This window comes from Nocardioides zeae, from assembly GCF_030818655.1.
GTDB lineage: Bacteria > Actinomycetota > Actinomycetes > Propionibacteriales > Nocardioidaceae > Nocardioides > Nocardioides zeae_A.
The window spans coordinates 1,737,863-1,762,873 of record NZ_JAUTAN010000001.1; the positions used below are offsets into that span (position 1 = coordinate 1,737,863).

Annotated in this window: 17 protein-coding genes; 7 read left to right on the forward strand and 10 right to left on the reverse strand. The window is 74.7% G+C overall.

The genetic code is table 11. The features are described 5' to 3' along the window. Nucleotides 1-3: 3 nt before the first annotated feature. Both QE405_RS08335 and QE405_RS08340 read right to left on the reverse strand, forming a co-directional pair. On the reverse strand, nt 4-1,500 hold the full coding sequence (locus QE405_RS08335; RefSeq protein WP_307199728.1) for a glutamate-cysteine ligase family protein: 1,497 nt from the start codon (nt 1,498-1,500) through the stop codon (nt 4-6). 51 nt (nt 1,501-1,551) lie between these two features. Beyond that, the gene (locus tag QE405_RS08340) at nt 1,552-2,601 is read right to left on the reverse strand and encodes a DUF4192 domain-containing protein (RefSeq protein WP_307199729.1); all 1,050 of its coding nucleotides are present in this window, start codon (nt 2,599-2,601) and stop codon (nt 1,552-1,554) included. 113 nt (nt 2,602-2,714) lie between these two features. Between QE405_RS08340 and QE405_RS08345 the strand changes: the two genes are divergently transcribed. From QE405_RS08345 to QE405_RS08355, 3 genes are all read left to right on the forward strand, one after another. Further along, nucleotides 2,715-4,250 carry a DNA polymerase IV gene (locus QE405_RS08345; protein WP_373459450.1) on the forward strand — a complete coding sequence of 512 codons (1,536 nt, stop codon included), beginning with the start codon at nt 2,715-2,717 and terminating at the stop codon, nt 4,248-4,250. A 9-nt stretch (nt 4,251-4,259) separates the two neighbouring features. After that, nucleotides 4,260-6,506, forward strand: a complete 2,247-nt coding sequence (locus tag QE405_RS08350) for a S9 family peptidase (protein WP_307199730.1) — start codon at nt 4,260-4,262, stop codon at nt 6,504-6,506. 205 nt (nt 6,507-6,711) lie between these two features. After that, nucleotides 6,712-7,677: a sigma-70 family RNA polymerase sigma factor gene (locus tag QE405_RS08355; RefSeq protein ID WP_307199731.1), complete on the forward strand. Its 966-nt coding sequence runs from the start codon at nt 6,712-6,714 to the stop codon at nt 7,675-7,677. A 3-nt stretch (nt 7,678-7,680) separates the two neighbouring features. Here the strand turns inward: QE405_RS08355 and coaE are convergent, their stop codons facing one another. Next, nucleotides 7,681-8,274: a dephospho-CoA kinase gene (gene coaE / locus QE405_RS08360; RefSeq protein WP_307199732.1), complete on the reverse strand. Its 594-nt coding sequence runs from the start codon at nt 8,272-8,274 to the stop codon at nt 7,681-7,683. 103 nt (nt 8,275-8,377) lie between these two features. After that, nucleotides 8,378-9,352 carry a helix-turn-helix domain-containing protein gene (locus QE405_RS08365; RefSeq protein ID WP_307199733.1) on the reverse strand — a complete coding sequence of 325 codons (975 nt, stop codon included), beginning with the start codon at nt 9,350-9,352 and terminating at the stop codon, nt 8,378-8,380. 93 nt (nt 9,353-9,445) lie between these two features. On the opposite strand from QE405_RS08365, the gene QE405_RS08370 reads away from it, so the two are divergent. Beyond that, entirely contained in the window at nt 9,446-9,589 is a 144-nt protein-coding gene (locus tag QE405_RS08370) for a hypothetical protein (RefSeq protein WP_307199734.1), read from the forward strand. Nucleotides 9,590-9,984: 395 nt separating this feature from the next. Here the strand turns inward: QE405_RS08370 and rpsA are convergent, their stop codons facing one another. After that, nucleotides 9,985-11,451, reverse strand: coding sequence for a 30S ribosomal protein S1 (gene rpsA, locus QE405_RS08375; RefSeq protein WP_307199735.1), 1,467 nt, complete (start codon nt 11,449-11,451; stop codon nt 9,985-9,987). 230 nt (nt 11,452-11,681) lie between these two features. Here rpsA and QE405_RS08380 point away from each other — a divergent pair, with 230 nt between their 5' ends. Together QE405_RS08380 and QE405_RS08385 are read left to right on the forward strand one after the other, a co-directional pair. Further along, nucleotides 11,682-12,515: a class I SAM-dependent methyltransferase gene (locus QE405_RS08380; RefSeq protein WP_307199736.1), complete on the forward strand. Its 834-nt coding sequence runs from the start codon at nt 11,682-11,684 to the stop codon at nt 12,513-12,515. Between the two features lie 133 nt (nt 12,516-12,648). After that, nucleotides 12,649-13,944 carry an acyltransferase family protein gene (locus QE405_RS08385; protein ID WP_307199737.1) on the forward strand — a complete coding sequence of 432 codons (1,296 nt, stop codon included), beginning with the start codon at nt 12,649-12,651 and terminating at the stop codon, nt 13,942-13,944. A 78-nt stretch (nt 13,945-14,022) separates the two neighbouring features. Here the strand turns inward: QE405_RS08385 and QE405_RS08390 are convergent, their stop codons facing one another. Next, the gene (locus QE405_RS08390) at nt 14,023-14,928 is read right to left on the reverse strand and encodes a DUF3068 domain-containing protein (protein ID WP_307199738.1); all 906 of its coding nucleotides are present in this window, start codon (nt 14,926-14,928) and stop codon (nt 14,023-14,025) included. A gap of 86 nt (nt 14,929-15,014) precedes the next feature. After that, nucleotides 15,015-15,773 carry a class I SAM-dependent methyltransferase gene (locus tag QE405_RS08395; protein ID WP_307199739.1) on the reverse strand — a complete coding sequence of 253 codons (759 nt, stop codon included), beginning with the start codon at nt 15,771-15,773 and terminating at the stop codon, nt 15,015-15,017. A 92-nt stretch (nt 15,774-15,865) separates the two neighbouring features. Between QE405_RS08395 and QE405_RS08400 the strand changes: the two genes are divergently transcribed. Beyond that, nucleotides 15,866-16,975 (forward strand): glycosyltransferase family 4 protein, encoded by a 1,110-nt coding sequence (locus QE405_RS08400; RefSeq protein WP_307199740.1) that lies wholly within the window; start codon nt 15,866-15,868, stop codon nt 16,973-16,975. Between the two features lie 87 nt (nt 16,976-17,062). Here QE405_RS08400 and QE405_RS08405 read toward each other — a convergent pair whose 3' ends face one another. The 3 genes from QE405_RS08405 to QE405_RS08415 all read right to left on the reverse strand — a co-directional run bounded on the left by QE405_RS08405 (nt 17,063) and on the right by QE405_RS08415 (nt 24,996). Continuing rightward, the gene (locus QE405_RS08405; RefSeq protein WP_163772926.1) at nt 17,063-17,227 is read right to left on the reverse strand and encodes a hypothetical protein; all 165 of its coding nucleotides are present in this window, start codon (nt 17,225-17,227) and stop codon (nt 17,063-17,065) included. Between the two features lie 69 nt (nt 17,228-17,296). After that, nucleotides 17,297-19,150 carry a hypothetical protein gene (locus QE405_RS08410; RefSeq protein ID WP_307199741.1) on the reverse strand — a complete coding sequence of 618 codons (1,854 nt, stop codon included), beginning with the start codon at nt 19,148-19,150 and terminating at the stop codon, nt 17,297-17,299. Then, complete coding sequence (locus QE405_RS08415) at nt 19,147-24,996, reverse strand: alpha-(1->3)-arabinofuranosyltransferase domain-containing protein (RefSeq protein WP_307205668.1); 5,850 nt, start codon at nt 24,994-24,996, stop codon at nt 19,147-19,149. Before QE405_RS08415 ends, QE405_RS08410 begins: the two co-directional genes overlap by 4 nt. Nucleotides 24,997-25,011: the final 15 nt, after the last annotated feature.

The window sequence follows — 25,011 nt, forward strand, 5'->3', positions numbered from 1 at the left end:
CGCTCAGCGCGCGGCGGGCACCTCCCACGTGTGCACGGGCTCGTTCGAGTGCATGTGCTCGCGGTAGTCGCGCAGGGCCCGGCGCAGCGCCTCGGGGCGTTCGAGCGAGGCCTCGGCGTGCACGCGGCGCACGAACCACTCCGCGCCGTTGGTGCCCTGCAGGCACCGCTGCTCGATGATGCCGAGCAGGCGGTCGGCCTCGGCGGTCTCGGCTCCCCAGGCCAGCAGGCCCTCGTGGGCGAGGGGCAGGAGCCGGCGCAGCACGAGCTCGGTCGCCGCGGCCTGGCCGACGCCCGGCCAGTAGACCTCGGCCTCGATCCCGTGCCGCGCCCCGAGGTGGAAGTTCTCCTCGGCGGCACTGAACGACATGCGGGACCAGACGGGCCGGTCCTCCTCGACGAGGGCCCGCACGAGCCCGAAGTAGAAGGCGGCGTTCGCCATGGTGTCGACCACCGTGGGCCCCGCGGGCAGCACGCGGTTCTCGACCCGGAGGTGGGGGACCCCGTCGGCGATGTCGTAGACGGGGCGGTTCCAGCGGTAGATCGTGCCGTTGTGGAGCCGCAGCTCCGCCAGCGACGGCACGCCGCCCTCGGCGAGCACGGCCGCCGGGTCCTCGTCGTCGACGATCGGGAGCAGCGCCGGGAAGTAGCGCACGTTCTCCTCGAACAGGTCGAACACCGACGTCACCCAACGCTCCCCGAACCACACCCGCGGCCGCACCCCCTGCGCCTTCAGCTCCTCGCTGCGGGTGTCGGTCGCCTGCTCGAAGAGCGGGATCCGCGTCTCCCGCCACAGCTCGCGGCCCAGCAGGAACGGCGAGTTGGCGCCGAGCGCGAGCTGGATGCCCGAGATGGCCTGGGACGCGTTCCAGTAGTCCGCGAAGTCCTCCGGGGAGGTCTGCACGTGGAGCTGGGTGCTCGTGCACGCCGCCTCGGGGACGATCGAGTCGGTCGCGGTCTCCAGGCGCTCGACGCCCTTGACGTCGATGACGATGTCCTCGCCGCGCGCCGCGAGGATCTGCTCGCTCAGCAGCGCGTACCGCGGGTTGGGGCTGAGGGACGCCGGCGTCATGTGGCCGTGGCCCAGCGTCGGCAGGACGCCGATCATGACGAGGTGCGCGCCCAGCGGGGCGCTGGCGGCCTCGGCGTCGTTGAGGCTGCGCCGCAGCGACTCCTCGAACACCGTGAGCCCGCCGGGAGCACCGGGGCCGGTGGGGCGGAGCCGGGCGGGCGCCACGTTGATCTCGATGTTGAACTGCCCGAGCTCCGTCTGGAAGTCGGGGTCGGCGACCGCGTCGAGGACCTCCGCGCTGGACAGCGACGGCTCCTCGTGCGCGTCGACGAGGTTGAGCTCGACCTCGAGCCCCGTCATCGGGTCCTCCGCCGCGAACGCCGGCTCGCGCAGCATGCTGGCGAGCACGTCCAGCGAACGACGGACCTTCTCACGGTGCCGCGTGCGATCGGCACGCGAGAACTCCTGGTGATCGACCTCCTCGCCCATGTCGGCAGCGTAGTGGCCCGGTCCCCACGCCGGGCCCGCCGCGACGACGGCTCAGGCCGGGTCGCCGAGCGCCGCGGTCACGTCCTCCCACCACGACGGCGGTGCGGCAGCCTCGAGGAAGTCGCGCACCAGCCGACCGAGCGGGTGGCCGGGCTCCTCCGCGAGGCACACGTCCACGGCGCACCACGCCAGGGCACCCGACCCGTCCAACCAGGCGGTCAGGCCGGCGAGCGCGGCCGGCCCCGACCGCCAGCCCTCGGGTGCGCGCCGCACGAGGTCGAGCCAGACCTCGACGTGGCGCGCGGCCTCCTCACGACCGACGCCGGCCCACGCCGCGTCGCGGTGCCGGCCCAGCCGCAGGGCGACGACGAGCCGCGCGGCGTCCTCCGTCCCGAGCGGCGTCCCCGAGCCGGCCGCCCGGGCGACGGTCTCCGCCACCCACCGCGACTCCGCCGGACCCGGCCGCGGACTCCCTCGGCGCTCGACGGCGGCGGCCACCTCGGCGCGCGCGTCCTCCGCCGCCGGCGCCAGGAGCTCCGCCAGCTCCTCACGGCTGCCGAGCACGACCCGGCCGTGCAGCACCGCTGCGGCCCGCACCGGGTGGCTCTCGTTCCGGTACGGCGCGGACCCGCCGCCGGCGACGTCGGCGTCCCCCGCGGCGTACCAGCGCTGCCCGTCGGCCCGCAGCAGCGCGATGACGGCGATGCCCGCGGCCGCGCACGACGCCTCGAGGTGCGCGGCGGTGGCCGCCCCGAGACGGGGGTCCCGCGTGTAGACCACGGCCGCGACGGACGCGACCCCGTGGCGACGGCAGGGCGCGACCGCGGCCTCGACGACCTCGCCGAGCACCGTCGGCGGGTCGTCGGGACCGGGGAGCCCGATCCTCAGGTGCGGTCCGGTGGCACCCCGGCCGGTGGGCCCGTCGTGGGAGGAGCGTCCGCCCACGCCGAAGCTGAGGAGCACGAGCGAGTGGTGGGGCTCGAAGCCGAGCACCACGGGGACGGTGGCGAGCAGGTCGTCGGGCGTCCGCAGGCGGAGGGTCAGCGGCGAGGGGTCGGGCGCGGACGGGTCGGGTGCGGACGTGGGGTCGTCGGTGGTCATGGAGGTGCTCTCCCCCGCCGGCGCCACCCGCTCCCGGCCGGTCCGGGCCGCTGGGGACGACCGCGCCGTACCGGCGACCTGTGGACGACGAGGGGGCCGACTACCGTGGTCGGGTGCCACCCCCGACGCCCGCGATCCCCCCGCCCTCCGCGGCGGGCGCGGTGGGCCACCGGGCGCACGCGTCGATCCTCCACCTCGACCTCGACGCCTTCTTCGCCGCCGTCGAGCAGCGGGACAAGCCGTCGCTGCGGGGCAAGCCGGTCGTCGTCGGCGGCACGAGCGGGCGGGGCGTGGTGGCCACCGCCTCCTACGAGGCACGCGCCTTCGGCGTCCGCTCCGCCATGTCGACGCGGGAGGCCCGGGCGCGGTGTCCCCACGCGGCGTACCTGCGGGGGCGGTTCGACGCCTACCGCGAGGCGAGCGGCGTCGTGATGGGCATCCTGCGCTCCGTCTCCCCGATGGTCGAGCCCCTCTCGCTCGACGAGGCCTTCGTGGACCTCGCCGCGGCCGACGACCCGCTGCTGCCCGACCTGGAGCCAGCCACGGTGCGGACCTTCGCCGAGGCGCTCCGCGCCCGGGTGCACGAGGCGACCGGCGGCCTGACCGCGTCGGTCGGGATCGGTACGTCGAAGCTCGTCGCCAAGATCGCCAGCGACCTCGACAAGCCGGACGGCCTGGTGCTCGTGCCGCCCGGCGGCGAGCAGGAGCTGCTCCGTCCGATGGCGGTGACCGTCATCCCCGGCGTCGGCCCTGCGACGGCCGAGCGGCTGCGCCGCGCCGGGGTGCGCACGGTCGCCGACCTGGAGTCGCTGAGCGTCGACGAGCTCGTCCGCCAGGTCGGCACCGCCCACGGCCGCTCGTTGCACGAGCTGGCCCGGGCCCACGACCTCCGGCCCGTCGTTGCGGAGCGCGAGGCGAAGTCGGTGAGCGTCGAGAGCACCTACGAGCACGACATCACCGACCCCGCCGTCATGGCCGACGTGCTGACCCGGCAGGCGACGGGCGTGGCGACCCGGCTGGCCGCGGCGGGCCTGTCCGGACGCACCGTGACCATCAAGGTGCGGTTCTCGGACTTCACCACGCTCAACCGGTCGGCCACGCTCCCGGCGCCCGTCGACGCCGCCGGCCCGATCGCGCGCGTCGCGCGCACCCTCCTGGGCGACCTCGTCGGCGCCGCGGAGCGGGACGTGCGCAGCGGCGTGCGTCTCCTCGGCGTGGGGGTGTCCGGCCTCGCCGACTGGGTGCAGGACGACCTCTTCAGCGTGCTCGAGGCGGAGGCCGCCGTCGCGACGGGGACGGACCCGGGCGAGGACGCCTCGACGGACGAGCCCACGACGGCGGACGTGCCGCCCGGTGCCCCTGCGCCGGAACCGCCGCGGGAGTGGGCCGCGGGCGCGGACGTCGAGCACGACGAGCACGGCCGCGGCTGGGTGTGGGGTGCGGGGCGGGGGGTCGTGACGGTGCGGTTCGAGACCGCGACGACCCCGCCCGGCCCCGTGCGCTCGTTCCGCGCCGACGACCCCGCGCTGCGCCCCTGGGTGCGTCCGGTGCCGGTCGCGGACCCGCTGGACCCGCTGGCCGTCCCGGAGGGTGTCGATCCCGTGGTGCCGGTGGAGGAGCCCCGGGAGCCGTCGGGCGGCATGGCCTAGCCTCGCGGCATGGTCGAGAACGAAGGCGCTCCTGCTCAGCCCCCCGTCGCCCCCGCCCGTCCCGTGACGACGGTCCACCACGGCCACGAGCGCACGGACGAGTACGACTGGCTGCGCGACAAGGACGACCCCGAGGTGATCGCCTACCTCGAGGCGGAGAACGCGTGGACCGAGGCGCGCACCGCCCACCTGGCCGACCTGCGCGCCGCCATCTTCGACGAGATCCGGGCCCGCACGCAGGAGACCGACCTCTCGGTCCCCACGCGCAACCGGGGGTACTGGTACTACTCGCGCTCCTTCGAGGGGCGGGAGTACGGCGCGTCCTGCCGCGTCCCGGTCGTCGACGCCCCCGACTGGACGCCGCCGCAGCCCGCCGCGGACTGCTCGCCCGACGAGCCGGCCCTGCCCGGCGAGGAGCTGCTCCTCGACCTCAACGCCCTCGCCGAGGGCCACGACTTCTTCTCCCTCGGCGGCTCGTCGATCAGCCCGACGACGACCCTGCTGGCCTACGCCACCGACACGGTCGGCGACGAGCGCTACACGGTGCGCTTCAAGGACCTCACGACCGGCGACCTGCTCGAGGACGAGCTCACCGGCGTGCTCGGCGGCGTGACGTGGAGCCGCGACTCGACGAGCTGCTACTACACGACCGTCGACGACACCTGGCGCCCCGACAAGGTGTGGCGCCACGTGCTCGGCACGCCGCAGGCCGACGACGAGCTGGTGTTCCACGAGACCGACGCGCGCTACTGGACGGGGATCGGCCGGTCGCGCAGCGACCGGTTCCTCATGGTCGTCAGCGGCTCCAAGACCACGACGGAGTGCCGCTTCCTCGACTTCGACGCCCCGGACGCCGGCTTCCAGGTCTTCGCCGAGCGGGTCGACGGGGTGGAGTACGGGATCGAGCACGCCCGCATCGCCGGGCGCGACGTCTTCCTCGTCCTCCACAACGTGACCGGCCCGGACTTCGAGATCGGCGTCGCCGCCGTCGAGCCGACCACCTCCGACCGCTGGGAGCCGCTCGTCCCGCACGACCCCGCCGTGCGGCTCGAGGCGGTCGACGCGTTCGCCGGGCACCTCGTCGTCCACCAGCGGAGCGAGGGGCTCACGCAGCTGCGGATCATCGAGCTGCCCGCCGAGCCCACCTCGGCGACCGGCCTCGGCGACGACTACCTCGTCTCCTTCGACGACGAGCTCTACACGATCGAGTCCGGGGGCAACCCGGCCTTCGACCAGCCCACCGTCCGCGTCGGCTACACGACGCTCGCGGTGCCGTCGTCGGTCTACGACTACGACGTGCGCGACCGGTCGCTGCACCTCCTCCGCCGCACACCGGTGCTGGGCGGCTACGAGCCGTCGGACTACGTCGAGCAGCGCCTGTGGGCCGAGGCCGAGGACGGCGAGCGGGTGCCGATCTCGCTGGTCGCGCGGCGCGAGGTCGCCGAGGCCGTCGCCTCCGGCTCCCCCGCCCCGCTGCACCTCTACGGCTACGGCTCCTACGAGGCCTCGATGGACCCCTACTTCTCGATCGCCCGGCTGTCGGTGCTCGACCGCGGCGCGGTCTTCGCGATCGCCCACGTGCGGGGCGGCGGCGAGATGGGTCGCCGGTGGTACGACCAGGGGAAGATGGAGCACAAGCAGAACACCTTCTCCGACTTCATCGCCTGCGGCCGCCACCTGGTCGCCACCGGGTGGACCACGCCCGAGCGCATGGTGGCGGAGGGCGGCAGCGCCGGCGGCCTGCTCGTCGGGGCCGTGCTCAACCAGGCGCCCGAGCTCTGGGGCGGGGTGGTCGCGAACGTCCCGTTCGTCGATGCCCTCACCTCGATGCTGGACTCCACGCTCCCGCTCACCGTGGGCGAGTACGAGGAGTGGGGCAACCCCGAGGCCGACGCCGCGGCGTACGAGCGGATGGCGGGCTACGCGCCGTACGACAACGTGGCGGCGGTCGACTACCCGCCGGTGCTGGCGGAGACGTCGCTCAACGACACCCGGGTGCTCTACGTCGAGCCGGCCAAGTGGGTCGCCCGGCTCCGGGCCCGTGCGGTCGGGCGGCGCGACGTCCTCCTGCGCACGGAGATGGCGGCCGGCCACGGCGGCGTCTCGGGCCGCTACCAGGCGTGGAAGGACCGTGCGTTCAGCCTCGCGTGGATCCTCGACCGCATGGGTCTGGCCGAGGTCGAGCCCACCCGGTCCGGCGCCGGATCGGGCACGCAGGCCACCCCTCCGGAGGCGTCCGCGGGGGCTCGCTCCTGAGACGTCTCCCCGGGGACTGAGAAGTCCCTGAGATTCGCCTCCAGCGGCAACTCTGCGGAGTTCTTGCACGTCTGGGTCTGACGAGAGGCACCACGGGGAACCGGTCGTGACCGGGACCCATCGGGAATCCCCGTGGTGCCGAAGCAGTTACACCACACGTGCGGCGCGCCACCCCGGCGCTGCACCGACGAGGAGGGCGGGTCACATGTCCACACGCACCATGACCGCACGAGCCACCGGCGACCGCGACATCGAGGGTCGCGACAGCGTCGGGCTCTACCTGGACGAGATCGCCCGGACGCCGTTGCTCGACGCCGTGACGGAGGTCGAGCTGGCGAAGACGATCGAGGCCGGTCTCTACGCCCAGCACCTGCTGGAGACGGGCCGCGTCGGACGCCGCAAGGGCGGTGCGCCGAAGTCCGCCACCCGCGAGGAGCTCGAGTGGCTCGTCGAGGAGGGTGAGCGCGCCGTCGACACCTTCATCCAGGCCAACCTGCGCCTCGTCGTCTCGATCGCCCGCAAGTACGGCCGCTCGCAGATGCCGATGCTCGACCTCATCCAGGAGGGCAACACGGGCCTCATCCGCGCGGTCGAGAAGTTCGACTACGCCAAGGGGTTCAAGTTCTCGACGTACGCCACCTGGTGGGTGCGCCAGGCCATCACCCGCGGCATCGCCCAGCAGGCGCGCGTCGTCCGCCTCCCCGTGCACGTCGTCGAGGAGCTCAACCAGGTGAGCGGCGCCCGCCGCACGCTCGAGCGCCAGCTCGGCCGCGACCCGGAGCCCGAGGAGATCGCCGTGGAGCTCGGCATGACCGTCGAGCGCGTCGCCGACCTCATGTCGTGGGGCCGCGAGCACGTCAGCCTGGACTCGCCCGTCGACGAGGACGGCGACACCTCGCTGGGCGACCTCATGGCGCAGGAGACGGCCCCGGGTCCGGATCTGACGGTCCTGGACACGGAGTCGCGCGACCGCCTCAACAGCCTGGTCCAGCTGCTCGACACCCGGTCGGCGGACATCATCCGCTCGCGCTACGGCCTCTCCGACGGCCGCCAGCACAAGCTGGCCGACATCGGCACCAAGCACGGCATCTCGGCCGAGCGCGTCCGGCAGCTGGAGCGGGAGGCGCTCCAGAAGCTCCGCGGCTTCGCCGACCCGGACCTCGCTGCCTGACCCTCAGCGAGCGCCCGCCCGCAGCTCCGCGACGACCTCCGTCACCCGGTGACGGAGGTCGTCGCGCGTCCCGGTGTTCTCGACGACGTACGTCGCGGCCGCCCGCCGCTCGTCCCGGGTGGCCTGCGCGGCGATGCGGGCACGCGCGTCCTCCTCGGTCCAGCCGCGGTCGGTGACCATGCGGCGCACCTGCTCGTCCTCGGGCACGTCGACGACGACCACGGCGTCGAACCGGTCCTGCTGGCCGGTCTCGACCAGCAGCGGGATGTCGTGCACGACCATCGCGTCCGCTCCGGCGGCCGCCTCGAGCTCGGCGCTCCGCGCGCGGATGAGCGGGTGCAGGATCTGCTCGAGCGCCGCACGGCGCTCCGGGTCCGCGAACACGATGGCGCCGAGCGCCGGGCGGTCGAGGCTGCCGTCCTCGGCGAGCACCTCGGTGCCGAACTCCTCGACGACCCCCGCCAGGCCGGGCGTGCCCGGCTCGACGACCTCGCGGGCCAGCTGGTCGGCGTCGATGACGACGACTCCGAGGTCCCGCAGGACCGCCGCCACGGTGCTCTTGCCCGAGGCGATGCCTCCGGTCAGGCCGACGCGCATGTCAGGGCTCCTCCGTGGGGTGGTGGGGGTGGCGGTGGCGACAGTCCTGCGGACCACCGGTCTCGCCGTGACCCTACCGTCGGCCCCGACGCTCGGTGCCCCCTCAGCCCGCGGCGCGCTGCGGCTCGGGCGCGAGGGTGAACGTGCGGCGGTACTGCTGCGGGCTCACCCCGCGGGCACGGGTGAAGTGCAGCCGCAGCGTGGCCGCGTTGACGAAGCCCACCTCGGCGGCGATGCGGTCGACGGACAGGTCGGTGCGCTCCAGCAGCTCCTCGGCGGCACGCACCCGGTGGGCGGTCACCCACGCGTGCGGCGTCGTGCCCGTCTCGTCGCGGAAGCGCCGCGCGAAGGTGCGCGGCGACATCACCGCACGTCGCGCCAGCTGCTCGACGGAGTGGTCGGCCGCCAGGTTCTCCAGCACCCACCCCAGCAGCGGACCGAGGGTCTCCCCCGTGCACTCGGGCACGGCCCGCGAGATGAACTGCGCCTGACCGCCCTCGCGCTGTGGCGGGACCACCATGCGCCGCGCGATGAGACCGGCGATCCCCGCGCCGTACTCCTGCCGCCACAGGTGGAGGCAGGCGTCGATGCCGGCCGCCGTCCCGGCGCTCGTCACGACCTGGCCCGCGTCGACGTAGAGCACCTCCGGCACCACGCGGGCCTCGGGGAACCGCGCGGACAGCTCGCCGGTGTACATCCAGTGCGTCGTGCACTCCCGACCGTCCAGCAGGCCGGCCTCGCCGAGCGCGAACGCGCCCGAGCAGACGGAGAGCAGGCGCGCCCCGCGCTGGTACGCCGCGCGCAACGCCTCGAGGACGGCCGGCTCCGTCGTGGTGCCGCGGGGCACCGCGGGGACGACCACCAGGTCGGCCGACTCCATCCGCTCCAGGCCGTCCTCGACGGCGACGCTGAAACCCGGGATCGACGTCCGCATCTGCCCGGGCCGCGGGGTGCACACGGCGAAGTCGAGCAGGGGGACGCCGTCGGCGGTGCGGTCGAGGCCGAAGGACTCACAGACGACACCGAGCTCGAACGGCGCCAGCCCGTCGACGGCCAGGCACACCACGTTGGTCAGCACCGGACCAGCGTGCCACAGGTGTGGCAGGAAATCGATGGACCCCGGCATCCGAGCCACTCGTGGCAGGAAAGAACTGATAGCAGGATCTCTGCCATGACCATCATCGTCCTGCTCCTGGCCCTCATCGGCGTCGCCTGGTTCGCCGCGACGTACCGCGCCCTCCTCGACGACCGCGGCAACACCCCGCCCCGGTCCCACCCCGACGACACCTTCAGCCCGCGTCGCGAGCTGCACTGAGGTCGCCCCGCCCCGTGGGGCGGCCCCCTCCGCAGGAAGAAAACGCGGACCGGTCCCGGGTTGGACGTGGAAAACGCGGACTCCTCCAGGCCCCCGGTCCGCGTTTTCTTCGGGTGGGCCGGGGACAGGCGTCCGCTACACGGGCACGGGAGGAACACCGGAACTGTGCACATGGTGCAGCTCAGGCCGTGGCGGGCCTGTCCCAGCCGCACACTTCGGCCCCGGCCCCGGCCCCGGCCCCGGCCCCGACCTCGATCCGGCCCGACCCGACCCGACCGCAGCCAGCGGCCGACCACCCGTGACCCCTGCCGGGCCGGGAACAGCAAAGGGCGCCCACCCCCTCGCGGGGATGGGCGCCCTTCGTGCGTTCAGCCGGAGCGGCCGACCTCAGCGGCTCACGCGCCGCCGGTCAGCTTCTCGCGGAGCGCCTGCAGCGCCTCGTCGGAGGCGAGCGAGCCGCCCTCCTCCTCGCCGGCGACCTCGTCGCCACCGCTGGAGTACGACGTCGCCTCGCCGGCCTCGGCGTCGGCCTGCTTGGCCTCGGCCTGCTGCTTGACGTGCGCCTCCCAGCGAGCGTGCGCCTTGGCGTACTGCTCCTCCCAGGCCGCGCGCTGCTCGTCGAAGCCCTCGAGCCACTCACCCGTCTCGGGGTCGAAGCCCTCGGGGTAGATGTAGTTGCCCTCGGCGTCGTACGACGCGGTCATGCCGTACAGGGTCGGGTCGAAGTCGTCGGCGTCGGCCGCGGCCGCCGTCTCGTTCGCCTGCTTCAGCGAGAGCGAGATGCGGCGACGCTCGAGGTCGATGTCGATGATCTTGACCATGACGTCGTCGTTGACCTGGACGACCTGCTCCGGGATCTCGACGTGGCGCTCGGCGAGCTCCGAGATGTGCACCAGGCCCTCGATGCCCTCCTCGACGCGGACGAACGAGCCGAAGGGCACCAGCTTGGTGACCTTGCCCGGCACGATCTGGCCGATCTGGTGGGTGCGGGCGAAGTGCTGCCACGGGTCCTCCTGCGTCGCCTTCAGCGACAGGGAGACACGCTCGCGGTCCATGTCCACGTCGAGGACCTCGACGGTGACCTCGTCACCGACGGTGACGACCTCGGACGGGTGGTCGATGTGCTTCCACGACAGCTCGGAGACGTGGACGAGACCGTCGACGCCGCCGAGGTCCACGAACGCACCGAAGTTGACGATCGAGGACACGACACCCTTGCGGATCTGGCCCTTCTGCAGCTGCGTGAGGAAGCCCTGGCGGACCTCGGACTGCGTCTGCTCGAGCCACGCACGGCGCGACAGGACCACGTTGTTGCGGTTCTTGTCGAGCTCGATGATCTTCGCCTCGAGCGTCTGGCCCACGTAGGGCTGCAGGTCGCGCACGCGGCGCATCTCCACGAGCGACGCGGGGAGGAAGCCGCGGAGACCGATGTCGAGGATGAGGCCGCCCTTGACGACCTCGATGACGGTGCCCTCGACGACGCCGTCCTCGTCCTTGACCTTCTCGATCGTGCCCCAGGCGCGCTCGTACTGCGCGCGCTTCTTGGACAGGATCAGGCGGCCTTCCTTGTCCTCCTTCTGGAGGACCAGGGCCTCGACCTTGTCGCCGACCTCGACGACCTCGGACGGGTCGATGTCGTGCTTGATCGACAGCTCGCGCGAGGGGATGACGCCCTCGGTCTTGTAGCCGATGTCGAGGAGGACCTCGTCGCGGTCGACCTTGACGATCGTGCCCTCGACGATGTCGCCGTCGTTGAAGTACTTGATGGTCGCGTCGATAGCGGCGAGGAAGTCCTCCTCGGAGCCGATGTCGTTGATGGCGACCTGAGGCGCGTCGTACATGGTGGGGATGGTGCTCGTCATGTGGAAGGAGGAACCTTTGCGGTGGGCAGAAGTCGTGCGGGCACGCCAGGGTCCTGGTTCACTACCGAGGGTGGAGCCCCTCACCGCGGACGAGCCGCTGGAGGGCGGATAGCGAGCACGGGTCCACTCCGTCCGGGACGCAGGCAGACCTCTGGCGCTCCGAGTACCCTACGCCGCCGCCCATCAGGCGTCCAACACGGGGCCACCGGGGGCCCACTAGGGTCCGCGCCATGGAGGTCGACAGCACCGAGCCCGCGCGCCGCCACGTCGACGACGCGGTCGTGCGCGCGGCGAACCGCGCCGACTGGGACGAGCACGCGGACGACTACCAGGCCGAGCACGGTGCGTTCCTCGGCGACGCGGGCTTCGTCTGGGGACCCGAGGGGCTGCGCGAGGACGACGCGCGCCTCCTCGGCGACGCGGCCTCCCTCCCCGACCGGCGCTTCCTCGAGCTCGGGGCGGGGGCCGCGCAGTGCGCCCGCTGGCTCACCCGGCAGGGCGCCTGGGCCGTCGCGCTCGAGCTGTCGGGTCGGCAGCTGCAGCACGCCCGCCGGATCGACGACGACGCCGGCACCCCGGTCCCCGCCGTGCAGGCGACCGCCACCTCCCTGCCGTTCGCCGACGGGACGTTCGACGTGGTCTTCGCGTCCTACGGCGCCTTCCAGTTCGTCGCGGACGCCGGCGCCGTGCTCGCCGAGAGCGCCCGGGTGCTGCGCCGCCCCGGCCGGCTCGTCTTCTCCGTGACCCATCCCGTGCGCTGGTGCTTCCCCGACGACCCCGGCCCGGACGGCCTCGTCGCGTCGTCGAGCTACTGGGACACCCGGCCGTACGTCGAGGTCGACCCCGACGCGGACGACCCGACCGCCGACGCCGCGGTCCGCTACGTCGAGCACCACCGCACCCTGGGCGAGTGGGTGCGCCTGCTGCACGCCCACGGCTTCCACCTGGCGGACCTGGTCGAGCCGGAGTGGCCCGCCGGCGCGGAGCACGTGTGGGCGGGCTGGTCCCCCACCCGGGGGCGCGTCCTCCCGGGCACGGCGGTCTTCGTCGCGGACCTCGCCTGAGCCGTTCCCCGAGCCGACGGCGGCCCCGACGTGGCCCAGGCCGTCACCACCCCTTCCGTACATTCGATGGCCGGGTCGTTGCCGGCCTCGACCGGGGGGTCGGCAGAGCGGTCCCCGGACGGAGGTCGAGCGCGTGAACGAGGAGTCCCCGACCGGCGTCGCCACGGCGACGCCCGCGCCCGCGACGGTGCGCACCACGTCGTCGACGTCGTCGACGTCGGCGGCGTCAGCACCCTCCGACGCACGGTCGCCCCGGGCGCCGTGGTTCCCCGTGCTCGACACCCTGCGCGGGGTCGGTGCCATCGCCATCGTCACCACCCACTGCGCCTACTGGGCGGGTGCCTACGAGGACACCCGCACGGGCTGGCTGCTCGCCCGCCTCGACGTCGGCGTCGCCCTCTTCTTCGTGCTCTCGGGGTTCCTCCTCGCCCGCCCCCACTTCGCCGCCGCGCGTGCCGGGACCGCGGCGCCCGCGCTCGGCACCTACGTGCGCCACCGGATCTGGCGCATCGCCCCGCTCGCGGTCCTCACCGTGCTCCTCGCGTTCGTGCTGCTCGAGGGCAACCACGGCCTGACCACCACCGAGCGGATCGCGGCCCTCACCCTGACCAGCACGTACGTCGTGGAGACGGGCTTCCCGGGCGGCCTCACCCACCTCTGGAGCCTGACCACGGAGGTCGCGTTCTACGCGCTGCTGCCCGCCGTGATGGTGCTCGCGGTCGGACGCGGCGGTCGCGCGGGCCTGCGTCCGGCCCGCATCGCCGCCCTGGTGGCGGGAATGGTCGCGATCAGCGTGGCCTGGTTCTTCGTGCTGCCGCACCGGGACGCCCCGGGAGGCACCCTCCCCCTCGGCGACACGATCACCGGCTCGGTGCTCGCCCACGGCGAGCCGGAGCTCTGGCTCCCCGGCTACCTCGCGTGGTTCGCGGGCGGGGTGGCGCTCGCCGCGGCGTACGAGCTGGTCCGCGCGGGCCGCCGGAGCCGCGCTCTCGCCTGGACGCAGGCGCTCGCCGTGCGGCCCGCCGTCTGCCTGGCGCTGGCGGCGGCGCTCATGTGGTGGAGCGCCTCGCCGGTGCTCGGCCTCCCGACCCTCTCCCGGGTGACCCCCGACGAGCACGCCCTGAAGACGGTCGTCTACCTCGTAGTCGCCTCGCTGGTCGTGCTCACCGGCGTGTTCACCCGACCGGGCCTCTACACCCGGCTGCTCGCCCACCCGGTCCTGCGGCGGCTCGGCACGCTCTCGTACGGCGTGTTCTGCCTCCACCTCGTCGTGCTGCACCTCGTGCTGCAGAACGCGGGCTGGGAGCACGGCGAGGCGCCGCTGCACGTGCTCCTGCCCGTCGTGCTGGGCATCTCGCTGGTCGCCGCCGAGGTGGCGCACCGGCTCGTCGAGGCACCGGCGATGCGCATCGCCCGCCGACGCCGCTGACCCCGGAGAGCAGCCGACCCGCCGCACCACCGGTGCGACGGGTCAGCAGGGACGCCGGAGCGTCAGGACGCCGGGGCGTCAGGCCGAGTCGGCCCGTCGGCGGCCGCCGCCACCGATGAGGAGCAGCGCGCCGACGAGGAGCGCCACGACGCCGAGGATGCCGCCGACGAGGGGCACCCAGGTGCCGAGCAGCGCCAGCGTGCGGCCGTTGGACTCCGCCGCGTCGACGTTCGCCTGGACGGTCTCGTCGGTGTAGCCCACGTTGAGGTCGAGCGCGACCGTGCCGTCCTCGGTGGTGCGCTGCTCGTCCTGCGTCTGCTTGATGATCGCGCCCGTCGTCGGGTCGATCCAGTAGACCTTCGCCGTCGAGTAGCTGCCCTGCACGCCGGAGGCGATCTCGGCGGGCTGGTCGGTCACCGTGTACTCGAACTTGTAGGTGTCGAGGCCCTCGATCTTCTCGCGACCCTCGAACGTGGCCGTGACGGTGGCGCCCAGCACGCTGTCCCAGACCTCGTAGTCCTTCTGCTCCACGTTGAAGGGCCACTTGTTGACGAGGCCGACCTTCTGGTCGGTGCCGGCCGGCACGTAGTCGCCGTTCTCCACGGCCTCCGCGGTGTGGCGGTCGGTCGCGAACACGTCGGGCTCGGAGATCGTCACGATCCGCTCGTCGTCGCCCTCGAGGCAGTAGTCGTCCGCCGGGAGGTCCTCGTCGACCGCGACGCAGGTGTAGGCCACGAACACGATCACGTCGTCGTCGGAGCGCTCCGAGTCGGCCTTGGTGATGTTCTGGACCTTCACCGGCTCCGGGGTGTCGGAGCCACCGAGCACCACCAGACCGCTCGCCTCACCCGAGAGACGCGTGTCCGAGTCGGTGTCGAGCGGTGTCTTCTCCGCGTTGGGCAGTCCCCACAGGCGGGCGACCAACGCCGCCACCACCAGGAACGACCCGACGAACAACAACGCCCACGTTGCCAGCCTGCGCACGACCAACTCCCTCGTTCCCTCCGACACGACGATCCCCGTCGCGGCGGCTCAACGTAGCAGCACACAGCCCGTTGCTGTGCGCCAATTCACACCTTCTCGGCGCGTCGCCGCAGCACGATCACGAGGTTCCAGGTGACCACCTCGCGCAGCACCGGGATCCGCAGGACCCACCAGGCCCAGCGCGGCAGGTAGCGCGGGAACACCGCGACGACCTCCCCGCCCTGCTGGCGCTCCAGCCAGCGGAGCCCGTCCGCCACCGTGACCGCGTAGAGCGACTCGCCGAACCGGTTCTTGGGCTCCCGCCCGTGACGCCGGGCGTAGCGACGCCGCGCGTAGGCGCCACCCAGGTAGTGCCAGGGCGCCGTCTCGTGGCCTCCCCACGGCCCCCACCACACCGTCCAGGACAGGAACACCGTCCCGCCGGGTCGGGTCGCGCGCAGCATCTCCTCCGCCATCACCCACGGACGGTCGACGTGCTCGAGCACGTTGGAGGAGTAGCAGACGTCCAGCACGCCGTCGGCGACCGGCAGTGCCGTGCCGCTCCCGATGATGGTCCGCGCGTCGGGGTCACCGCGCCCGGCGAGCTCGCCCACATCGGCGTCGAGGGCGACGTAGGTCGCCCCGCGCGCCTCGAACGCCTCGCGGAAGTACCCCGGACCGCCGCCGACGTCGAGGAGCAGGGCCCCGTCGAGGTCGGTCATGGTGCGCAGCTGCTCCGCGGAGTCCGCGGCGAGCGCGCCGTAGAAGACGTCGGGCTCGGTCTGCTCCTTGCGGAACGCCCTCACCAGGCGCACGGATCGGCGGAGCCCGGGACGGTAGCCGGAAGGCGCGGTCGGTCGGTGCACCAGCGCAGGCTAGTCGAAACCGAACTCTGCGGTAACCTCGCGCCGCAGCAGCACCGGGAGGGGTGTCGCCGCAGGTGGGCGGGAGGGTCCGGGTGCACGGCACGAGCGTCGTCTTCCTGAGCTGGCGCGACGCGACGCATCCCGAGGCGGGGGGCGCCGAGCGCTACCTCACGCAGGTCGCGGCCGGTCTCGCCGAGCGCGGTGCGCACGTGACCGTCTTCAGCGCCGCCACCCCCGGCCGCCCCACGGCGGAGACCGTCGACGGGGTCCGCCTCGTGCGTGCGGGGACCCGGACGACGGTCTACCTCCACGGCCTCTGGGCCCTGCTGCGGGGGCGCCTCGGACGGCCCGACGTGGTCGTCGACGTGCAGAACGGCATCCCCTTCCTTGCGCGGCTCGTCACGCGACGTCCCGTGGTGGTGCTCGTGCACCACGTGCACCGCGAGCAGTGGCCGGTCATCTTCCCGGGTCTCGCGTGGCGCCTCGGCTGGTGGATCGAGAGCCGGCTCTCGCCGTGGGTCTACCGGCGGGACCGGTACGTCACCGTCTCCCGGGCGACCCGGGACGAGCTCGTCCGCATGGGCGTCGACGACTCCCGCATCGACATCGTCCGCAACGGCTGCGAGCCTCCGCTCGCCGTCACCACCGGGCGGTCACCGACGCCGCTGGTCTGCGTCGTCGGCCGCCTCGTGCCGCACAAGCAGGTCGAGCACGCGATCGAGGCCGTCGCCGCCCTCCGTCCCGACCTCCCCGACCTGCGGCTCGTCGTGGTCGGCGACGGGTGGTGGAGCGACGAGCTCGTCGACCTCGCCGAGCAGCGGGGGATCACGGACGCGGTCGACTTCCTCGGGTACGTCGACGAGCGCACCAAGCACGAGGTGTACGCCGCCAGCTGGGTGATGGCCCTGCCGTCGCTCAAGGAGGGCTGGGGCATCGTCGTCAGCGAGGCCGGGGCCCACGGCGTGCCCACCGTCGCCTACGCCGATGCGGGCGGTACCACCGAGTCGGTGCACGACGGGGAGTCCGGGATCCTGGCCGACGACCGCGCAGCCTTCGTGGAGGCGCTGCGCCGCGTGCTCACGGACCCGGTCGAGCGTCGCCGGCTCTCCGACGGCGCCCGGGCCGTCAGTGCCGAGCTCGACTGGATCGCGACGGAGAAGGCGTTCGCCGACGTGCTCCGCGCGACGGTCGAGGGCACCTGACCCCCGACGTGCGAACGCCCCGTCGGACCGATGGTCCGACGGGGCGTGCGGGGGAGCTGGCGCGCGGCGGGCAAGGCCCGCCGCGGCTCAGTTCGACCCGTAGTCGATGACCGACGCCGCTGGCGCCTGGGAGTCGCCGGGCGAGGTCGACGGCGCGCTCGTCTGCGAGCTCACCACCCCCACCACCGATACGGCAGCGACAGTGCCGCCCACGACCAGCGAGACCAGAGTTCCGATGAGACCGGTGCCCATGACCACCCCTTTCCGGGGGTGACTGTAGCAGCGGGAACCGCCTTTCGTGACGTGGATCTCCACGACACGTCAGCGGTGCGTGCGCCGGTCCCACCGGCGGGCCGACACCACTGCCGCGCGAAGGGCCCCGAGGCCTCCCGCGGCCACCAGCACGGCGAACGCCCCCCACGCACCGGCGAGCACCACGACCCGGCCGGTCGACGCCGGCGGCGGCGCGGCGACGCGGCCCTCGAGGCGCCGTACGTCCCAGCCGTCGGTCGTCAGCAGCGGCTCCGCGCGCAGGCCGGGGACCAGCTCGGCGGGGGCGTCGGCGACGTCGGGTCCGCGGTCGACGACGACGTGGCTGACGCCGAGGCGCAGCAGGGCGTCGGTGCGGGCGTCGGCGTCAGGCAGGGCCAGCGCGGCGAGCACCGCGCGACCGCGCACGTCCTCCCCCAGCAGGCGGCGACCGTCGACGTAGAGGTCGTCGGCCGCGACGACCTCACGACCGGAGGCCCCCAGGGCCCGCGGGGTCGGGTCGAGGACGGGGCGACCGCCGTTCCAGGCCGGCGCACGATAGGTCGCGAACGGCAGCACCACCACCGCGCCGGGCACGTCGTCGTCGGCGAGCGCGTCGGCGGCGCGCGCCAGGTCGTCCGGGACGGCGACCGCCTCGAGCCGTTGCTGCACCCCGAGCGCGGCGTCCGGTAGCGCCGCCACCGGGAGGAGCGGCAGCACCCACACCAGGGCCGGGGCGAGCACGACGCCGCGGCGGGCGCCGCGGGCGCCGCGCGCCAGGGCCGCCCGGGTCGCCCGGGTCGCCCCGGTCGCCCGGGCCGCCGCGGTCGCGGCCCCGACGAGCAGCGCCGGCAGCGCGAGGCCCGCGAGGCGCGACCCGTCCCGGAGCAGCCCACCTCCCGGCACGGCGAGGGCGACCGCCGCGGACGCGGCGGGCCAGCACCACGTGAGCAGTCCGAGACCGAGCCCCGCCGCGGCGAGCCCGAGCACGGCGACCCGCTCGCGGACCGGCGGGCCTCCCGCGACGGCCCGGGACGCCACGACGAGCAGGCCGACGACCGCCGCGGCCCACGCCCAGGCCCACGGCCCCGCGAGGGAGGCGGGGACGACGTCGGTGTTCCAGATGCCGCCGAGCCCCAGCACGGCGACCGGTGCGGGCACCCCGTCGGGGCCCCGCGCGGCGAAGACCTCCGCGGCCGTGCGCGCCGCAGCGGCCGTGGGCGGCTCGCTCCCCGGCGCCGCGAGCCCGGCGACGACCCACGGGGCGTTCGCCGCCGCCAGCGCCGCCACGAGGAGCGCCCAGCGGCGCGGCCCGGCGCGACCCACGACCCCCACCAGCAGCACTGCGGCGAGCGCGGTCGCGACGCCGGCGGACCCGCTGAGCGAGCCGATCGGGAGCAGGAGGAGCCAGCCCGCCGGGAGGGGACGTCCGCGCGCCGCGCGCCGCCCGGCGACGTGGAGCCACGGCAGCACGGCGTAGGCCAGCAGCATGGTCCAGTGCCCGAGCAGGAGCCGCTCGACGACGTACGGGTTCCAGGTCGCGAGCACGACCGCCGCGGCCCGCAGCCCCGCCGGCGCGGTGCGCACGACCCGGTGGGCGCCGCTCCCGACCGCGACGAGGGAGCCGAGGAGCACCGCCTTCTGGAGCACCACCCCACCGACGAGCTCGTCGAGCAGTGCGACGACCTGGTCGGACGGCACCGCGCGCGGCGCGCCGTCGACGAGGCCCCAGCCCGCCTGCGTCACGGACAGGTCCGGCAGCCAGACCATGTCGTAGGACAGGACGAGACCCGGCAGCAGCGCCGGACCGAGCAGGACCACCGCGACCAGGACGGCGAGGGCGTCGAGCAGGAGGGCGGTACGCCGCGCGACCGCCGGCGTCGCGACGGCGCCCGGCGAGGACGCGGGGCCGGGGTCGACGGTCACGAGACCGGTGCGCCGGTGAGGTCCGGCGAGCCGAGGGCGGCGTCGGTCACGCACACGGGCGGGGCGCCGGGCGCCGGCTGCACGAGCACCGAGCCCTCGTCACGGACGACGAACCACACGTACCCGACGCCCTCCGGCACGGTCACGACCTGGCCCAGCGCGTCCCCGACCCGCACCACCAGGGAGGACTCCGCCCCCGCGACGACCCCCAGGCGCAGGATGATGCCGTCGTCCGGGCCACGGTCGAGGACGTGGACGCGGGGCCCCGAGACCGCCCACCCGCAGCCGGGGTCGGGGCCCGTCGCCTGGTCGGTCACGGCCGTGAGCCCGACCGGGCGCAGGCGCGCGAGACCGTCGAGCGCGAGCAGCTGCGTCCCCGGGCGGTCGAGCGCCTGCTCGCGGCCGACGGCGGTGAGGATCCCCGCCAGGTCGGTGCTGACCGCGATGTCCTGCGGCGGCGACAGCGACAGCAGCGGCGCGGCGGGGTCCTCGTCCAGCGCACGCAGGGCACCGTCGACGTAGTTGCGGGAGTACTCCCGCTGCACCACCGGCACGAGGAGCAGGGTGGTGAGCACGCAGCTCGCCGCCACCACCGTCGTCACGAGCACGGCGGGGCTCGACCACGCGAACGGTGCGGGGGGCGCCGGGCTCGTCGGGACCGGCACCGGCGGCTCGTCGACGGCCCGGGACCGCACCGGCGCGAACGCCGCGCAGACAGCGACGACCAGCACCGGCAGGGCGTCCGTGATGTAGCGGGGGTCCCGGGCGACCAGGCCGAGCGCGTCCGCGCGCCCGACGACGAGCAGCAGCACGTCGGCGGCGACGTACCCCACCGCGACCAGCCACGCCTGCCAGGCGCCCCGACGGCGGCGGAGGCTGACCACGACGAGCACGACGAAGCCCGCGCTGACGAGCGCGGCGAGCGGGACCGGCACCACGGCGTACACCGTGTTGATCGCGCCGTCGCTGCTCCACGGCGCGCCGACGACACCGGGCAGGAGCACCTGGAAGAGCACCCGACCTGCCGCCAGCCACCGGTTCTGGTCGTCCGAGGCGGTGCCGAGGGCATCACCGTCGGTGAGGGTGAGGTAGGCCGCGACGTACGCGCCCCAGACGAGCGCGTGCGCGAGCCACAGCCACCGCAACCGCAGCACCTCGACCACCCGCGCGCGCCAGCCGAGGCCCGCGCCCAGCACCAGCACGTGCACCGCGAGCAGCAGCGGCAGCACGAGGGCCGCCTTCTCCCAGAACACCAGGCCCAGCACCTGGGCGAGCACCGAGAGCACCGCCCAGCGGCGTCGGCCCGTGCGCGCGTGGAGCACGAGGCCGAGCAGGGCCGCGAGCAGGGCCACCTGCAGCGGAAGGGCTTGGAGCCCGGCCGCCCACCAGAGGGACGTCGCCAGCCCCAGGGGCGTGAACAGGTACGCCGCGAACGGCACCAGCAGCCACGGACTGGGCGGGAAGAGGGCCCGCAGCACCGCCAGGAGCAGGAGCGAGGCGACCAGCTGCAGCGCCACCAGCGAGATCGCGGCGGGCAGGAAAGACGTGTCGGCGAGGTGGCTGACGACCCAGTAGACGGCGTACTGCCCCGGTTCGAGGTGGCCGTTGTAGTCGCGCACCAGGAACTCGCGGCTCAGGCCCAGCGTGCGGGCGAGCTCGAGGTGCCGGAAGTCGTCCTGCCAGAAGTAGGACCCCGGGACCGTGAGGGCGCGGAGCAGGGTCTGCAGCGCCACCAGCCCGAGCCCGACGTGCCACACGCCCACCTGCGGCAGGCGGCCACCGAGCGCCGCGACCGCTGACCGGGCACGATCCACCGTCGCGCTCATCCCCCACCTCCACGCCCACGCCCACGCACCAGCACGATGCCGACCAGCCAGCCGACGCCGAGCGCGGCCAGGCCGTCCGACGCGAGACCCGGGTACGCCGCGCGCTCGGCCAGCGCGGACGCGACGCCCGACGCGCCGACGAGGGCGACCGCCGCCCAGCGTGCGCGCTCTGCCCGGCCAGCGGTACCCGAGGACGAGGCCTGCAGCGGCGACGAGGCCGCCCGCCACGGTCACCGCCAGCACGACCACGGCGGCGAGCGGGGGCGGCGTCCGGCGGGCACGGAGATGGGCAGGCGCGCGGACGGGCCGGTGCTCGGGCAGCGGGACGGGGCCGTCGACCACGAGGAGGAGGTCGCGGCCCGAGCCGGGCCACCGCCGCCCGACCGCGGTCGCGGCCGCCAGCAGGAGCACGCCCGCGGCCAGACCGCCACCGACGAGGAAGAGCCGGTAGGCCCGGTCCGGCGCGAACTCCACGAGCACGCGCCCGTCGACGCCGGCCGGCACGACGAAGCCCTGCCGCCACCCGTCGACCGCCACCCGGTCGAGGTCGCGTCCGTCGAGGGTGGCGCTCCAGCCGGGGTTGGCGTTCATGGGCAGGGCGAGCACGGACTCGTCGCCGGCGCCGACCGCGATCTCCCAGGACGTGCGGTCCCGGGCGTCGACGGTGGCCGGACGCGCCGTGGTCGTCGCGGTCGTCGCGCTCGCCGCGCCCGACGACGCCGCGCCCCCGACCGGCGTCCAGGCGAGGGTGGTGGCCAGGAACTGGGCCGTGGGCGCCGCGACCACGCGGTGGGTGCCGGGGCGGAGGTCGACGGCGTCACCGCACGCCTCCCACGTCAGCGGGGTCCCGGCGAGGACGTCACCGACCGTGCCGTCCACCCGGGTGGGCACCCGCACGCCGTCGACGAGCACGTCGGGGCCGAGCCCGCAGGTCGCTCCGGTCACGGCCGCCGGATCCGGCGCGTGGCGGAGGTCGCCCACCCCGCCGAGACCCAGCTCGGCCAGCGTCATCGGACCAAGACCGTCGCTCCGCTCCAGCTCGACCACGACACCGCCGTCGGCGGCGAGCGGCTCGATCTCGGCGGCGCCGAGCCCGAGGGGCACGCGCCGCGACTCCCCGTCGGCGGTGCGGAGCGTGACCACGTCCGGCAGCCCACCGGTCGCGGCCCCGAGGGCCGTGACGCTCGTCAGGGTGCGCCGCCCCGGCCACGTGAACGTCAAGGTCGCCTCCTCCGCGCCGGGTTCGCTCCGCCACGCCGTGTCGGGGTCACCGTCGTGGGCGAAGACACCCGCCGCGAGCGGGTCCTCGGCGTACACCGAGTCGGCGACGACGGTGGCGGCGCCGCCCACCGGGTCGAGCAGCCGCGCGGCCGCCGGCCCCGGGCGGGGCGAGACGGTGCCCCGCAGCCGCCAGCTGCCCGGTTCGGTGGTCGTGAAGGTGCGGTCCATCGTCGCCGACTCAGGGAGCAGCACCGCGTCCTCGTCGCAGGTCAGTCCCCAGTCGAGCTGGACGCAGGCCCGCGTGACGGGCGGCTGCTGCAGCAGCACGGTGGTGCTCGCACCGACCGGCGTCGCCAGCACCCGGGTGCGCCCCGGCGCGATTCCCGGCAGGGTCACCTCCCGCACGCCGACGCTGCCCGTCTCCGCGGTGCTGGCGCTCGCCTGCACGACCTCGACCCGCAACGTCCGGAACGCGGGGAGGACCACCCGCAACCGGCCGTCGGCGGGCACGCCGTAGACCTCGGCGCTCCCGTCGACGACGAGGCGGGCCCGCTCCACCTCCCGCAGGCCGTCGCCGGGGCCCGTCAGGAAGGCGACCTCGACGACCCCGCCGCGGGACGGCGCGTCGAGGTCGACGTCGAGCCACTGGCCCTCCGCCGGACGCAGGGGGTCCGACTCCCACCAGGTCGACTCGTCGGCGTCGACCGCGGCGGCCGGACCACGCCGGGGGTCGACCGGGCCCAGCACGTCGACGTACCCCCGCGAGCTCGACGCGGTGACGGAGGCGCCCGCGACGTACTCCGTCGTCGCCAGCGGGACCCCGGGCGCCCCGGCGTAGTCCGTCTCGCGGCGACCGTCGCGCTCGGCGTCGTCGGCCGCCATCGTCTGCCCGACGGCACGGTGCACGCGGCCGAACTGCCGCTCGCGGCGCACGTAGCCGTCGGTGACGACGCCCCCCTCCCCCGGCTCGCCGGTGAGCGCCACCGGGTCGTCCGTGGCGACGATCCCGGCATCGACGAGACCGAGCACGTCCTCAGGCGCTCCGCTCAGCTCGGTCGCACCGCCCTCCGTGACGCGCGCCGCGGCTGCCGCTGCCGCCGCGCCCTCGACCTCCCAGACGTCGATGAGGGCACGCCCCGGCACCCCGCTGTCACCGAACCGCGCCACCCGCTCGATCCCCGCGCTCGTGGCGAGGGTGTGCTCCGTGCGGTCGGGGTCGGCGCCCCCGGAGAGGGCCGGGTCGAGGTCGCGGCGCAGCACCACGTGGGTGACACCGATGCGCGCCAGGTAGTCGCCGAGGCCGGCCAGACCGACGCCCGAGGCGAAGCGCTGCTCCAGGCCGTCGAGGACCCGGGCGGTCGGACCGGGCGTGAGCGGCACCTGGCTGCGCGAGACCCAGGACGCTCCCTCACCCTGCAGCGGCTCGTCGATCGTCCAGCCCCAGGTCTGCAGGCCGAAGCCCGCGCCGGGCACCACGAGCGCACGGGAACCGGGCTGCTCCTGCAGGTACGTCGCGGTCTCCGTCCACGCCGCGGGCTTCGCCTCCCAGCCCGGCGTGCGCATGCCCGCACCCACCGCGGGCGAGGCCCCGACGAGCACGAACGTGGCGGCCAGCACGAGGATGCCCCGCGCGCCGGGCCCGGCCACGTCGGGACGGTCGCGGAAGCGGCTCCGGAACGCGGCCGCCAGGGCCACCGCCCCGTGCCCCACCCCGAGGGCCAGGGGCAGACGGACGAGCGGGTCGACCTTGTGCACGTTGCGCAGGGGGGCGAGGGGACCGTCGAGCAGGTCCCGCACGAACGGGTCGACGAGGGAGCCCGCCCGCGCCGCGCTGCCGGCGACGAGGCACAGCAGCCCGACGAGGGCGATCGCACCCAGGAGACGACCGGCCGGCATGTCGCGACGCGTGAGCCCGTAGCAGCCCAGCGCGGCGACCACACCGGCGAAGACGACGAGCGGGCCCGTCGTCACGAGGGTGTGGGCCGCGGGCCACCACGGCTGGCCGTCGACGGCGTAGTAGGCGACCCAGTGGTCGGCCCCGCGCACGCTGTTGGCCCACGCGGTCGTGGAGGTCGTCGCCGCCGCCGTCTCGATGTAGTCGAGGAACGGGGGGCTGTAGCGGCCGAGCAGCAGGAGCGGACCCAGCCACCACAGGCTCGCGGCGAGGCAGCCGACGGCCCACCACGCAGCGAGCAGGCGACCCGTGCGGTGCCGCAGCCCCGTCGCGAGCAGCACCAGGGCCGCCGGGAGCACCGCGATCGTGCCGGTCGCGTTGACACCGCTCATGCAGAGCACGGCGACGCCCGACAGCAGGCCCGCCGTGACCGGAGGGACCCGACCCCGCAGGCACGCCACGAGCGGCCAGCACATCCACGGCAGGAAGGTGGCCGGCAGGAGCTCGCCCGTCAGCACGCCCACGGCACCGAACAGGCGGGGGGCCAGCGCGTAGGACAGCCCCGCGAGCACGGCCGCCGTCGACGAGAGGGACAGGGCGCGCGCGAGGCCGCGGGCACCCTCGTACGCGAGCACGAGCAGGAGGGCGGTCCACAGGCGTTGCGCGACCCAGTCGGGCACGCCGAGCACGTCGGCGCCCGCGAACCACGCGCCCTGCGGGAACAGGTAGCCGTAGGCCTGGTTCTGCAGCTCGCCGAAGGAGCCGTCCGGGTTCCACAGGTGGAGGGCCCGCCCGAGGAAGGCGAGAGGGTCGTCGGTGAGGTCGAGCTTCGTGTCGAAGGTGGTGCGCCCGGGGAGCTGCACGAAGGAGAGCACCCCGAAGAAGGCCCACGTCGCGGCTCGCACGGTCAACGCGCGAGC